Raw genomic sequence first — 13,789 nt, 5'->3', positions numbered from 1 at the left:
GGCGGCAGGAATTGCAACCCCGGCGCGGACGGCAAGGGTTGGTGCACAAAGTAGATCAGGGTATCCGGCTCGCCGGCATGGATGTCGGCGACCAGCCTGTCAAGGATGGGGAAAAGTTGGCGTTCGTGTCCGGGCCGGGAAAACCATTCGGAGGTCAAACTCAGTGCTGCTGGCGGTAGCTGTGGCATCTGGTCCTCGAACATCAGCGGTTGGGCGAGCCGGAAACTGCGCGCCGTTTAGATCACTGAGGACAAGATAGCAGATCAAAAATTGCCAAAATACGTAAATTGTAACAACACTAATTTTCTGTTGGTAACTACCTCCACGATAGCTACGCCGCCGGGCCGGGCGGCTGGGGCGGCCGGATGCATGCTGCTGGGTGTTGAGCATCCGGCGTGATGCGGACTTCCAGCTGTATTGCTCGCGGCGGCCACGGAAAGACCGCGCCGCCGCGGTGAGTTACTTCTGCAACTTGTAGCGCTGTTCGCGATAGAGGATCGACGGCAGCACCACGTGCGACATGGCCTTGTCCACCAGTTGCGGATCGGCGGGCGTCGAACTCGTGGTCAGCGTCTTGGTGGCGGCGTCGTACTTGCCCAGCAACGGCTCCTGGCCCGGCCGCAGGATTGTCGCCGACGACCCCTCCAGCCACGCGAAGTAATTGTCGAACTGGATCAAGGCCCGCCCCGGGGTGTCGCTGTCGCGCGCGAAGTCGCGGCCGATCATCGGATGCTCGCTCGACACGCCCATCAGCGACAACATCGTCGGCGCCAGGTCGATCTGGCTGGCGATGGTCTTGATGACCTTGGGCTGGATGTCCGCGCCCATGATCAGGCCGGGGATGTGGAACTTATTGATCGGCACCAGGCTGTCGCCGTAGACCCGGTTGTCGTGGTCGGCGACGATCAGGAACACGGTGTCCTTCCAGTAGGCCTCTTTCTTGGCCTGGGCGATGAAACGGCCCAGCGCATAGTCGGCATACTTGACGGCGTTGTTCACCGTCTGCTTCTCGGCGTCGTGCAACTGGATGCGGCCGTCCGGGAACTGGAACGGCTCGTGGTTGGACGAGGTGAAGATCAGGCTGAAGAACGGCTTGTTGGCCGCGTGCAGCGCCTTGAGGCGTTCGAGCGACTTGTCGAACAAGTCCTCGTCGGAGGCGCCCCAGCTGCCTTCGAACACCGGCTTCATGTCGCGGCGGTCGACCACCTTCTGGAAACCGTTGCCGGTGAAGAAGCCGCGCATATTGTCGAAGTGCGCTTCGCCGCCGTAGACGAATTCGGTGTGGTAGCCCTTCTGACCCAGGCCAAGCGCCAGCGTGTAGAAGTTTTGCTGCGCCAGCGACAGCTTGACGACGCTCCGCGCCGGGGTCGGGCCGTAACCGGCGACGACCGCCTCGATGCCGCGCACCGAGCGGGTGCCGGTGGCGTACAGCTGCTCGAACCACCAGCCTTCCTTCTTCAACTTTTCCAGCTCGGGGGTGACCGGCACGCCGCCGAGCGATTCGACGAAGGTCGCGCCCAGGCTTTCCTCGAGCACGATGACCAGATTGAGCGGACGCTCACGCTGCGCGGTGGCGACTTGCTTGTGCAGGGTCGGCAACTCGGTGGAGGTGAACTGCGCATCCTTGAGCCACGGTGCACTCTTGACGACCTGGAACACTTTCTCGCGTGGGTACTTGCCGTAGATCTCGGAAGAATTGGCTTCCTTGCTCATCGAGTTCAGCGCGTCGAACACTGACCAGGGCGAATTGATGATGAGCGAATTGACCATCGAATCGCCGGTCAGCGCGAACAGCGCCGGATTGGCCGGCCGGTGCGCGGTGGTCGAGCGGACCTGGACGAACACCAGGCACACCAGCAGCGGCCACACCAACAACAACTTCAGCGGACGCCAAGTGGTCATGTTGGCGGAGGCGGCCTTGAGCAGCCGGTACAGTCCGACGCCCAGCAAGATGGTGGCGATCACGCCCAGCACCAGGGCGATGCGGAAGCCGTTCCACAGGGTGGCGATGACCTCGTGCGGGTAGGACAGGTACTCGATAAACAGACGGTTCGGCCGCACGTCGAACTGCATGATGAACTGCGGCGTGGACACTTCCATGAAGACGATGAAGATCAACGCGAACGTTGCCCAGCCGACCGACAACAGACGCCACAGGCGCTGCGTGCGCTGGTGCGCCAGCAGCGGCGCCAGCACCAGCGGGATCGCCAGGAAATAGCCGAGCAAAATCAGATCGGCCCGCACACCCTGGACGAAGATCCGCAGCGGAATGCCGGTAGGCGCCACCCGGCTCCATTGCCAGGCAACCAGGCCGGCGCGCGACAGCGACAGGATGAGCAGCCCGAGCAGCAGCAATTGCAGCAGGCTGGAGAACGGACCGGCCCAGGCGGTCAGCCTTTCGAGTTTGGCCGCGCAGCGGTTCAACAGGCTATTCGAAGGTAGTGTCATAACGGTCCCTGTCGACGGGTCAGTCGGCGGCGGCGCCGGCGACGATCGGATGCGAGGCCATGTACTGCGGGGCGCCCGCTCCGGCGCTCATCAGCCAGGCGGTGAACAGCAGGAACACCACCACCATCGCGAACAAGGTCGATACGCGGCGGCTGTCGGCCGGCTGCTCGAACACCGGCGGCTTGCCGTAGCCCACGCCGATGTAATAGGCGGCAAACACGGTGGTCATGTAATGGACGGCGCCGAACATCTCGCCCAGCTCACCCTTGCGCGGGTGGTCGATGACCAGGTGAGACAGCGCCACCAGGGCGATGTAGATCACCGACGCCGACAGCGGCGGCAGGTACAGGCCGAAGCTTTCAACAAAGCGCTGGATGCCCGGACGCTTGCGCGCCAGCAGCGGCAGGATGATGTTGTGGGTCAGGCCGACGATGGCGATGACCTTCAGCAGCACGGCCTTGTGCAGGCTGGCGTTGCCGACGGCAAGGTTGTGCAGATTGGTCTCGGACTGGCGGTTATGGGCCAGGAAGTATTCCGGCGAGGCGATGTGCAGGATGCGCTGGAACCAGCTGATTTCCTCCAGCGCGGCAAGCGCCACCAGCGCCGTCAGGCCGACGAAGGCCAGCAGTTGCAGGTTGATCTTCGGCGTGCGCTGCCATTGTTCGACGGCGAGGAAGCCGAGCATGCCGGCGGTGACGGTGAAGCACAGGAACTGCATCCACTCTACGATGCCATCCTCCACCACCAGGCGCCACAGCGCGCTCTGGTCGCCCTTCCACAGGATCGCCAGCGCCATCACGAAGATATTGACGACGACCCCGACCGCGATCACCGGATGAACATACCACTTGTTCTTTACCATGCATTGCTCCATTGCTGATTAAATTTGTTCATTGCCGGCCGCGTGCGCGAGCACCGGTTCCGGGATCGGCGAGCTGTCCGGCTCGGCCAACGGCGACACCAGCTCGGCGCGGCGGGCGGCGCGCTGGCGCACCAGCGACACCATCGTCGACCCCAGCGCCCACGACCACAGCAGCGGGTCGAGCAGCGCATCCCACAGGTTGCCGGACGGCAGGCGCAGCACCGAAAACAGCAGCACGGCGACCAGCAGCGCGGCAGCGCCGGCGACGGCCCGGTCGCGCACGATGGCCACCGCGCAGGCGATGGCGACCGCGCACGCGACCAGGGGCGCGGCGACGGCGCCGAAGCCGCTGGAATACAGGCCAAGGGCAAGCACGCCGAAGGCCTCCAGATACAGCACCAGGCCGGCGACGACCAGCGGCACCGCGAGGGCCGGCGGCATGACCAGCAGGACCGGCCGGCCCTGCCAGCGCGCGTGCAGCGACACCAGGCTGAAGCCGGCCAGCAGCGCGCTCGGATATTGGAATACCAGGGTCAGCCAGTAGGCCGGCGACGCCGCGTCGGGCAAGGCCATCACCACCAGCATGACGATGACCACGCCGGGAACGAAGGCCGCGTTGGCCATCGAGCGGCGCGGGCGCAGCGCGAACACCACCGGAGACGGCTTGGGGGACAGCTTGGACAGCCACGTCGAAAACAGCGCCGGCTTTAACACCGGCAAGATCGCCAGCAGCATCGCGGCGGCGACCAGCGCCCAGGCCAGGCGCCCGTACACGATCTGCAGGGCGAGATCAGGCAAGCTCATAACGGGTCCTTCCCGGGATTGATTTTCAGGCGGTGGTGCGCGATCGCGCGCCGCTGATAAGTGTAGGTGATATGCAGTTCATCGCCGACTTGATACATCGCCGGATACGAAAACTCGTCGCCGGGCTTGCCGCTGACGATATCGGTCAGCGGGCGCCACGCGTGCGCGTCGGTCGAGATCGACAGGGACAAGATGCTGCGCGCCATTTTGCCGGCGGCGCCGTCGTTGCGCAGCATCAGGAAGCTGCCGTTGGTCAGGCGCAGCACCGCCAGTGCGGTGCCATGGTTGGACATCGGCGTCGCGTCCATGTCGTGCCAGCTGTTGCCGCCGTCGCGGCTGAAGGCTTGCTGCACGCGCCGGTCCTCGCCGGCGTCGCGCATCCACGCGCGCACCTCGGTGGCCGACACCGGCACCAGGGTCGGCTGCAGCGATTGCGTGCGCGCGCCGATGCGCGTCAGGCGCTGCGGCGCGCCGCTGGCGTCGAACGCCATCAGCATCGGATATTTGTTGCCGATTTCAAAATAGGCCGGCAGCCACCAGCCGCCATCGGCCAGCCCGATGGGCGCCGAGCGCACCAGCACGCTGGTATTGAAGACGGGAGACATCGGCAGCACGCGGCGCACGGTGAAGCTGGCGCCCTGGTCGCGCGACTCCATCTGCACGATGCGCGAGGCGGCCCAGCCGCCCAGGCCGGTGGCGACCACGTACAGGTGGACGGTGCCGTCGGTGGCGGTCCAGGCGACCGGGTTGCCGATGCGGCGCACGCCGTGGCCGAGCACGGCGCCGAGCGACGCGCGGCTGGCCACTTCCCAGTTATCGCTCCATTTGCCGTTGGACCAGCGCGAGGCGTAGACTTTGACGTCCGGACCGCTCTCGCGGCTGCCGGCCCACCAGAAGGAAAGCAGATCGCCGCCGGGCAGGCTGGCCAGCGCGCTCGCGTGCGCGGACGGCACGCCCTTGGGCATCGGAATGATGGCGCGGGACAATTCGGTCAGGGTCGGATCGGTCGGCGCGGCCGCGGAGCGGCTGGCTACCGGCTTGCCGCCGGACTGGGCTGTGTGCGACCAGCGCCAGGCTTCGGCCGCCACCGCGGTGGTCACGGCCAGGACACATGCCAGTATGACCAGACCGGCTGCCCGCTGTAAAGGTGGGCGCGAAGCTCCCATTCCGTCTCCAAGAGATCGGGACATGAAGGAAGCACGTGCAATGATCCTCTTGCCCTAAATTAACAACCCTCCGCGCTCGCCTTGCGGCGGGCGGCAAGCACTACCATGATTTCGCCGCGAATGCATTGACGAATCCGGTATCGTACATGAAAACACGAAAGAAATGTTAGAGCATGGCACTTCTCACGGCGGCCCCGCCGGGCGGCTGCGGTGCTTTGACTTGTGTTGCGCGCCCTCCGATTGGGCCGCCAATCGAATCGCTCTTGTCAAACAGTACTTTCTAGGGTGTAATCTTGCATGGATTATATCTAGCCCGGCGTTGGCGGTCCCAGCGCGGCATATCTGGAGTGGAAGTAACATGTCAGAACCGGTTTCGTCGCAAAACAGCTCGCCCGCCTCACTGCTCGCGGGCTTCACGCAAAGCACGCGGATACTTAAGCTCACCACGCCGCTGGGCGCGGACGTGCTGCTGGCCGAGTGCGTGCGCGGCGAGGAAGGCATCGGCACCGGCTTCAGCTTCAAGATCGCCGCGCTGTCGACCGACGCCGCCATTTCGCTCAAGTCGCTGATCGGCCAGCCGGTGCTGCTGGAGTTGATGACCGCCGCGAGCCGCGACCAGCTGCGGCCTTTCCACGGCCACGTCACCGCCGTCGACATGGCCGGCGCCAACGGCGGCTTCGCCCGTTACAACCTTACGCTAGAACCGTGGACCGCCTTCCTCGCACGCGGGCGCGACAGCCGCATCTTCCAGGATATGACGGTGTTCGATATCCTCGACACCATTTTCGCCGCCTACCAGGGCCAGGGCAAGCTGGCGCCGGCGTGGCGCTTCGACATCCTCGACCGCGCGGTCTATCCCAAGCGCAGCATCACCACGCAGTACCAGGAAAGCGACCTCGCCTTCGCCCGGCGGCTTATGCACGAGGAAGGCCTGTTCGATTATTTCGAACACAGCGGCGATGCTGCCAGTCCTGGCCTGGGCAGCCACACGATGGTCATCGCCGACCACAACGGCAGCTTCAAGCCCAATGCCCAGGCCAGCATCGCCTTCAGCCAGCCCGGCGCGACCATGCAGCAAGATACGCTGGACCGCTGGCGCACCGAGCTGCGCCTGCAAACCAACGCCATCGAGATAAGCAGCTGGGACTACCGCTCGCTCGACACCCGTCCGGTTGGCGCAGCCAGCGCGGACGGCGGCGACGGCGCGCCGCTGGTCAGCCGCGACGCGCCCGGGGCCTACGCCTACCAGTCGCGCGAACAAGGCCAGCGCATCGCCGACAACCAGTTGCAGGCGTTCGAAGCCAGCAAGGAAATCCACGTCGGCGCCGGCACCGTGCGCACGCTCGCGCCCGGCACCACGTTCGCCCTCACCGGTCAGGCGCAGTTCGACTTGGCCGGCAGCGACGATGAGCGCAGCTTCCTGGTGGTGCGCACCGTGCACCTGATGCACAACAACCTGAGCGCCGACCTGAAGTCGAGCCTGATGCAGCGGATCGGCCAGGGCCTGCTCGACGCGTTGATCGGCGAGGAGGAAAAGACCAGCCTGCACGCGGTTGGCAAAGCCATGGGCGAGCGGCCTTTGTACCGCAACCGCATCGACGCCATCCGCAGCAACATTCCATACCGCTCCAGCGGCACGGACGCGCACGGCCAATTGCTCCATCCGCGTCCGACCATCCACGGACAGCAGACCGCCATCGTGGTCGGCCCGCCCGGCGCGCCTATCCACACCGACCGTGACCATCGTGTCAAAGTGCAGTTTCACTGGCAGCGCGGCGCGCAAAGCCATAGCCGACTTCAGCATCCGATGCCCGACGGCCACACCGGCGCGCCCGGCGACGACCAGGCGGGCACGTGGGTGCGCGTGGCAACGCCGATGGCGCCGGTGGCCGGCGCCAACTGGGGCAGCAGCGCCCTGCCCCGTATCGGGCAGGAAGTGCTGATCGATTTCCTGGAGGGGAACATCGACCGGCCGGTGGTGCTCGGCACCGTGTACAACGGACGTGGCCAGGCCGACGCCCAGCATAATCAGGTCGCAGGTGGCGCGGGCGTGGCAACCGGCAACGCCCCGGCGTGGTTTCCCGGCGAGGCCGGCGGGCACGCGCACCCGGCGGCGCTGTCGGGCATCAAGACACAGGCGGCCCAGTCCAGCCAGGGCGGAAGCGGCGCTTACAACCAGTTGGTGTTCGATGACAGTCCAGGGCAATCGCGCCTTGGGCTGCAGCGCCACGCCACCGCGCACCAAGGCACCGCCGAGTTGAACCTCGGCCACCTGCTGCACCAGAGCGACAACCAGCGCCTTAAGGCGGCCGGCTTCGGCGCCGAGCTCAAGACCGAGCACAGCATCGCCGTGCGCGCCGGCAAAGGCGTGCTGCTTTCAAGCGACGCGCGCGGCAGTGCGACCGGCAGCCAGATGGATTCGAAGGAAGCCATCACACAGCTGGAAGAGAGTTTTCAGCTGCAAACCGATTTGGTCGAGATGGCGCAGAAACATAACGCGAAACTTAAGGACGAACCGGCACCGGCGGAACTGCTGTCGATCAAACAGGTGAAGCATGTAGGTGAAGTGCTGAGTGGAACGGATGGCGGATCGTCCTCCGACTCCGGCGGCCAATCCGAAGCGCTCAAGGCCGCCGCATACACCGAGGCCCATGCGCAACTTTCGAGCCCGACCGGGATCGTGGCGGCGACGCCGGCCAACGCCCTGCTCGCCTCCGGCAAAACCGGCAATCTGAGCGCCGGCCACGACATCAACTTCGCGGCCCAGGGCAATAAATTCCATGCGGTGGCAGCAGGCATCGGCCTATTCACTTATGGCAAGGCGACCAACGCTGAAAAACCAAACAAGGAACTCGGTATTCGTTTGCACGCGGCCAGCGGCAAGGTCAGCGCTCAAAGCCAGTCGGACGAAACGAAGCTCACTGCCGACAAAGCGGTGACCGTGACCAGTGTGGGGAAAAGCATCACTGCCAGCGCCAAGCAATATCTTGCGCTGACCTCCCAAGGTGCTAGCCTGAAGATGGAGGGTGGCAATATTATGCTTCACGGCCCGGGTACGATCACCTTTAAAGCAAGCAGCAAGGAGCTGACCGGGCCATCAAGTTCGTCCAGCAAGTTGAAGTTGCCGGCCGTCGGCAAGCTGGCTGAATGCTCATCAGCACAGTCGGATGCCGCCACGGGGGGCGCAAGTGCAATCTAAGCTCGCTCAGCTACGTGCGAGCATCGATCCTGTTACACCGCTGTTTGTGCTGGTCGATCCGATGGTTGGCGAGCCCCTGCCCGGCATCAGCACCTCCGCGCCTCGATCAGACGCGACTGATCAACGCATGCAAGGTTGGGGGCGCGACATCGTCCCGGTGGAGCTTGCCAAGAGCATTGCGCTGCCCGCGCATCAACATCCTTACCTGATTCAACTGCTGGGACCGGACGACCCGCTGCTGGAGGTCACACTCGCCATCGCAGAAGAAGAGCGCCTCTCGTCGCAGTCTGGCGGCCTGGATGGAACAGGCCGCTCAGCCCATCGCATCGGCGGCTGGCTGCAAAGCAGCATGCGCTGGACGGAGCTCGGAACGCTTGTTGCGGAAATGTGCCGAGTCAACACCGATGCGAATACCAAGGCGACTTACTTGCGCCTGGGCGATCGCCGGGTGCTTGATCTCTTATGCCACGTCGCCGGCCAAACCCGTGTTGCCGTGCAATTCGGGCGCCTTCAGAGCTGGACCTATTTAAAACCCAGTGGCGATCTGTGTCGGCTGCAGTCGCCTGGCGAACATCGCGAGCGACTGCGCCTGGACGAGACTGAATGGCAAAGGATGCTTACCGGCGAAATGCTGCATCGAGCGATGGCCCACTACCTCGGAGAGACGACCTTTACCGATGTCATGATAGCGCCGCCGACCTACTCCTCCGCCGAAACGGCGCGCCTCCTCGCCGCGGATGCTGCGCTCCGATGGCCGCATCGTTTCAAGAGCGACGTCGATGACACCGTATGGGGTGCGCTGGCGATGTGGCGGCCATCGATGGCGAAGCTGCGGGCGATCCAAGAACTGCTGGACGACCCAGGTTCGGAAAGCGAGCCTGCCGAGCCGGTGAGCTTTTTGCACCGCGACCTCATCACATTAATACAACAGGCGGAGAAAACCGCCCGATTTGATTGAACTAAGGATTTAGATACACATGGCCACGACTACCGGTTGCGACGTATGCAAAAAAAGCTCGCTCTCGCTGCTGCTGCTGCGCCCTAGCCCCATCTCCAAAAGCCCGCTGCTACTCGCCCCTGGCTCGCAAAGCGTTGCCGCCGAACCGGCGTCTGTCGCCGGTCTGTTGCCCTCTCGCCTGCCAACCGAAGCCCGCTTCGGACTGCGCCTGCTGCGCGCGGGCTATGTGCACGTCTACATTCCCAACCCTCCACCCCGAATGACGCACTGGCGGGTCTACCGGGTGACCGAGCAGGCCGATATCCTCCCGCAGGAACATGCGTTGTTTGACCAGCCGAGCGAGCCCTTCGCCTGCGAGCGACCGGTCCACATCGCGACAGGCATGAAGGTACTGAGCATCCCTCAAGCTGACAAGATCGCTGAGATCTGGATCGCATACAGCGCCAACCTTTGGAACGACACTTTGCGCAAGAAAAACGGTGGCGATGCAACGGTGATGCAGCACGTCTCCCTCAGAGGGAACGGACCGAACACTTTCACGCCCACCGCGCAAAAACTTAAGGCACAGGTGCTCGAATGCGCATTGAAGTCTTACACCATGGACGGCTCGACAGAGCAGGATTTTGCGTTTAATAGTGTGGCGCAGAGCATTGATGAATTGGCGGCTGGATTGACGGCTGCTGCTGCGAAGCATCCAAAAACTGCCGGCAAAGAAGTTGCGGTGGTGTTACGCGATCCGGTAGGCATCGCTGCGGAACTCAATTCACTGCGCGTGCGGAGGAACGAGGCCATCAAAAGAGAATTTGCCAAACCGGAGATCGTTCATCCGCTGAATAGCTCCAATGTGGTTCTGGGATTAAAAAAATCCCATGTCGATGCTGCCGATGCTGCTAGCTTCGAACAGGTCACACCAGTCAGATCGCTAACCGAATATCAACAGACGAAATGGCCGCCCGGCACTACCTACAGACAAATGACCCCAGAGGAAGGTGCTGAGCTATTAAAGGATCGCAGCGTGATTTTGCCGATCAATCGGCGCATGCAAATCCGAGATAAAACAGTCCCGATGGTATGGGTCTTTTTCCCGGATCATGAGGAACGGGCGCAGGAATGGACAAAGCGGAAGGCAGCATCAAGTTGGTCCAAATTCGCGAAATACCATGACGAAGAAGCTCGCGCGGCATGGGTCAAAAATTTCGAAAACCGGATGAAGCAGGAGCACTACGATCCCCTCCGGAAAATGGAAGAAGACTGGTTCAGCGCCGCCGAAGATGTTCACACTGTTACCTACTTCAAGCGCCATTTTGACCCGGATTCACAAGCCTCACCATCGAAGCCTCCCATTGATCGGGTGACTTACTCACGTGAAAGCAATCTGATTCATGTCCCAGCGCCGATGACTGCGGGCCAGGTTACAGAGCGCTACGTGGCTATGCTTGAGAAACCGATTACGAGCGATGACGCTATTGTGCTACGTAAGTTTGTCTGCAACAAAAGCAGTATGATCGCTGACGCTCACGTGCAATTGACAGGCGATCCCGGTGCCGACGGCATGCGTGACAAGACCTTCGACATACTGAAAGGGTACAGTGAGCTCGCCAGATCGGCACCACACATGCAATCCTATGGCTGGATTGGTCATGCCTTAGCACTCTACAGTGTTGGTCAGCTCAGCGCATTGACGGGCGCGGCCTTGTCCATTGCGGCAGATAATCCTGTCACAACCAAGGTCGCGGCCAAACTGCAAACGTTGACAATGTTTCAAAGGATGTTGGAGACAGCCGTGGAGGGCGCGTTAAAAGGAAACGCGCCGAAACTTCCTGTGCTGATCAAGCTCAGAGTGGGTGCGGACGAAGCGCTGGCCATAATGTCAGCGCGATCGGGCCAAGATCTTGGCGCCAGCAAAAGCAGAATCAAGCAGCATCGAGCTGCCGGCAGGATGGTCACGCTAACCTTGCTAACGGATACGGATGCAATTAAAGCGGCCGGCGGCAACGTCTCGGACATCGCACATAGCTCAACAAATGGAGCAGTAAAAATCGGCACTGCGGCTACAACCACGGCTGCGGCAGCGGCACTGGGTAAAGCCCCGGTCTTATCCAAAGAAGCTTTTCTGACTCTCTATCAGAAGCAGGCGACGCTGGCCGGGAAAGCGACAAATCTGATTCGCGACGCGCTGCCAGCCTTAAACCGTACTGCTGCCGGCGCTAATTTGGTTGAGCTATCGAAGACTTTGGATGCACGGCTCGCCCTAGGAAGCATGGTAATCCAAGCGATAGGCATTTGGAATGGTATGGAAGCGCATAAAAGAGCCCGCTCAGATAGCGCCAAACTTGACGCGACTTATGGGATCTTAGACAGTGTGGTCGGATTCAGCGGCGGAGCCTTACAGATGGGCGCCGTATTTGCCGAGCTCCGGCTGGTTCGAAAGGTTGGTGAGCAAGCAGCCACCGCTGCGGTAGCACAAAGTTTGGGCATTGGTGCCCTGAAAATCTTAGGTGCTGCAACTGGTCTTGCCGGTGGTGCTATCAATTACATCGCATCAATGAAGAAAAGCGGAGATCAGAAGGATTCGGGCAACTCTACGTCACGCGATCTATATTTTTTATCGGCTCTAGCATCAGCGGGTACTGGACTCACGTCATTTGTACTGACAAGTGGTGCGGCTGCCGAAGTACTTGTTGCACGGGGTGTAGGTGGTGCTATCGTTCGCACGGTCGCAGTCCGGGTGGGGGCGAATATGGTGTTAGCAACCGTTGGTGGGGTGGCCCTAACGGTCTCGGGAATTGGCCTAATTTTGCTTGGTGCAGGTGTAGCTTTCCAGGTTGGTGCTATTTTACTTACCCCCGACGATCTCCAAGCTTGGCTGGGCAGGAGCTATTTTGGGCTGGACGGCGGCATTATTTTTACCGGAAAACGTGATGACATGTTCCCCAAAGGAGATTGGCAAGCTGAAAAAAAAGCGCTAGAGGAGGTTATTACAAAGATACCGAAGGACACCAAGGAGTCGGAGAAGGATTGTGATTAGCCAATGTAAAGCACCAAGTTGCGCCACAATGCGTGTTCCTAACGCAAAGAATCGCCATTACTCATGAGCACAACAAAGGAATAAGTTATCTTGGATTCTTCAGTATCAAAAAATGTGTCTAATGTAGTTGAACGTTTTGCGAAAAACCAGCCAGCGAGTCAATCCGCAATCGCGTTCGGCCTTATCAAAAACATCTATAAGGATGCGATTGAATACAAAGGAATCACTGATGGCAGCCGCGGCGTCCTCACGCTGATAGGGTTGACGTGCTTGTCCTTTATGGCCTTCATTACGTTCGACTTATTACCCGTTATCGCAGAAGGAATGAAAGAGCCACTCATATTCATTTCGTCCCTGATTTTTATTTTTTCGTTCGGAACATTTTCAATATATTTTTTTCTCCGCTGCATTCGCATGGAACTATTTCGCCCCTATGACGAACCAATTATATTTGATCGAAAGAACAGACGCGTGTATAGGATATATCGCGTAGTTGAACCAGGGTGGAACGGGCTACTGAAGAGCTGGCCGTTGGCCTCAGCGTCCTATGACTGGGACCGGATTGAAGCTGAACACCACGCGGTAGTGACTGCGAACACATCCACTATCAGTCGTGTTCATGCGCTTGTCTTCAATGCCCGGAAGAGCCGGACAGATCCGGCCGTCGTGGAGAGTTTTACAATTGGCAATAGTATGGAATTAGGCGAAGTTACCGTTCCTGCAATGTATGAACATATCCGAAGGTTTATGGAAGATGGCGGTCCTTATTTACCGCCGGGAGAATCAGTATCTGTAAGTCAAAAGCCTGCCACGTTTTTGGAGTGCATGGTCAGAACAGGCCCTTATGGCGACAATCTTAAAAAATGGTGGAAAAATGCGCGCTTTGTAACCATTTTGGGATTTCTTATATTTCCGGTTTCCTTCCCTATCGTAACGCTGCTCGGGATTTTTTCATGGCTGAGTTATATCACATCAAGTCCCATTAGTTGGTCGAGCGAGGTTCACGCGGCGGTCGGGCTACCTACCTCAGATTAAATATCGGAGCTCTGTCGTAGCATGGAACTCTGTCGACCCGAGGACGAGCCGATCATTTTCGACCGTGAGGACAGGAAAATCTATAGAATTCCAAGCAATTTAGCCTAGGCTAAAGGCTGGAGTATAAGCCGCGTCCAGACGCTCATCACTTGGTGAGACTTGTCGGTCTCTAAAAGACCCGTTACTTTCATCGAGTACATAGTGCGCACCGCACCCTATGGGGGATCGGCTGTCGATTTGTAGCGAAATCTGACCCACTTTGCCGCATAATTTGCAAACGAATCTGACC

The 13,789-nt window shown here is 60.7% G+C and carries 8 protein-coding genes; 4 read left to right on the top strand and 4 right to left on the bottom strand.

Annotated features, from left to right (window positions below; genetic code table 11):
* Positions 1-459: 459 nt before the first annotated feature.
* Genes NHH73_15285 through NHH73_15270 form a run of 4 tightly spaced genes read right to left on the bottom strand, consistent with a single transcriptional unit; the run spans position 460 to position 5,214 of the window.
* Complete coding sequence (locus NHH73_15285; GenBank protein ID USX23992.1) at positions 460-2,448, bottom strand: LTA synthase family protein; 1,989 nt, start codon at positions 2,446-2,448, stop codon at positions 460-462.
* Between the two features lie 19 nt (positions 2,449-2,467).
* Positions 2,468-3,310, bottom strand: a complete 843-nt coding sequence (locus NHH73_15280) for a hypothetical protein (protein ID USX23991.1) — start codon at positions 3,308-3,310, stop codon at positions 2,468-2,470.
* Positions 3,311-3,328: 18 nt separating this feature from the next.
* Positions 3,329-4,114 carry a hypothetical protein gene (locus tag NHH73_15275; GenBank protein ID USX23990.1) on the bottom strand — a complete coding sequence of 262 codons (786 nt, stop codon included), beginning with the start codon at positions 4,112-4,114 and terminating at the stop codon, positions 3,329-3,331.
* The gene (locus tag NHH73_15270) at positions 4,111-5,214 is read right to left on the bottom strand and encodes an exo-alpha-sialidase (protein USX23989.1); all 1,104 of its coding nucleotides are present in this window, start codon (positions 5,212-5,214) and stop codon (positions 4,111-4,113) included. The genes NHH73_15275 and NHH73_15270 overlap by 4 nt, the downstream gene beginning before the upstream one ends.
* 424 nt (positions 5,215-5,638) lie before the next feature.
* Between NHH73_15270 and vgrG the strand changes: the two genes are divergently transcribed.
* The 4 genes from vgrG to NHH73_15250 all read left to right on the top strand — a co-directional run bounded on the left by vgrG (position 5,639) and on the right by NHH73_15250 (position 13,500).
* Positions 5,639-8,479, top strand: coding sequence for a type VI secretion system tip protein VgrG (gene vgrG, locus NHH73_15265; protein ID USX23988.1), 2,841 nt, complete (start codon positions 5,639-5,641; stop codon positions 8,477-8,479).
* Complete coding sequence (locus NHH73_15260; protein ID USX23987.1) at positions 8,469-9,437, top strand: hypothetical protein; 969 nt, start codon at positions 8,469-8,471, stop codon at positions 9,435-9,437. The genes vgrG and NHH73_15260 overlap by 11 nt, the downstream gene beginning before the upstream one ends.
* 19 nt (positions 9,438-9,456) lie before the next feature.
* Positions 9,457-12,465 carry a hypothetical protein gene (locus tag NHH73_15255; GenBank protein ID USX23986.1) on the top strand — a complete coding sequence of 1,003 codons (3,009 nt, stop codon included), beginning with the start codon at positions 9,457-9,459 and terminating at the stop codon, positions 12,463-12,465.
* A 90-nt stretch (positions 12,466-12,555) separates the two neighbouring features.
* Positions 12,556-13,500 (top strand): hypothetical protein, encoded by a 945-nt coding sequence (locus NHH73_15250; GenBank protein ID USX23985.1) that lies wholly within the window; start codon positions 12,556-12,558, stop codon positions 13,498-13,500.
* Positions 13,501-13,789 lie beyond the last annotated feature (289 nt).

Source organism: Oxalobacteraceae bacterium OTU3CINTB1, from assembly GCA_024123955.1.
Classification (GTDB): domain Bacteria; phylum Pseudomonadota; class Gammaproteobacteria; order Burkholderiales; family Burkholderiaceae_D; genus Rugamonas.
Note: the sequence above shows the minus strand (reverse complement) of the source record. Positions and strands in the feature narration are given on the sequence as shown.

Bases quoted from the DNA above. Each gene is read 5' to 3' on its own strand.
- NHH73_15285 (USX23992.1), bottom strand. From the start codon at position 2,448: ATGACACTACCTTCGAATAGCCTGTTGAACCGCTGCGCGGCCAAACTC.
- NHH73_15280 (USX23991.1), bottom strand. From the start codon at position 3,310: ATGGTAAAGAACAAGTGGTATGTTCATCCGGTGATCGCGGTCGGGGTC.
- vgrG (USX23988.1), top strand. From the start codon at position 5,639: ATGTCAGAACCGGTTTCGTCGCAAAACAGCTCGCCCGCCTCACTGCTC.
- NHH73_15275 (USX23990.1), bottom strand. From the start codon at position 4,114: ATGAGCTTGCCTGATCTCGCCCTGCAGATCGTGTACGGGCGCCTGGCC.
- NHH73_15255 (USX23986.1), top strand. From the start codon at position 9,457: ATGGCCACGACTACCGGTTGCGACGTATGCAAAAAAAGCTCGCTCTCG.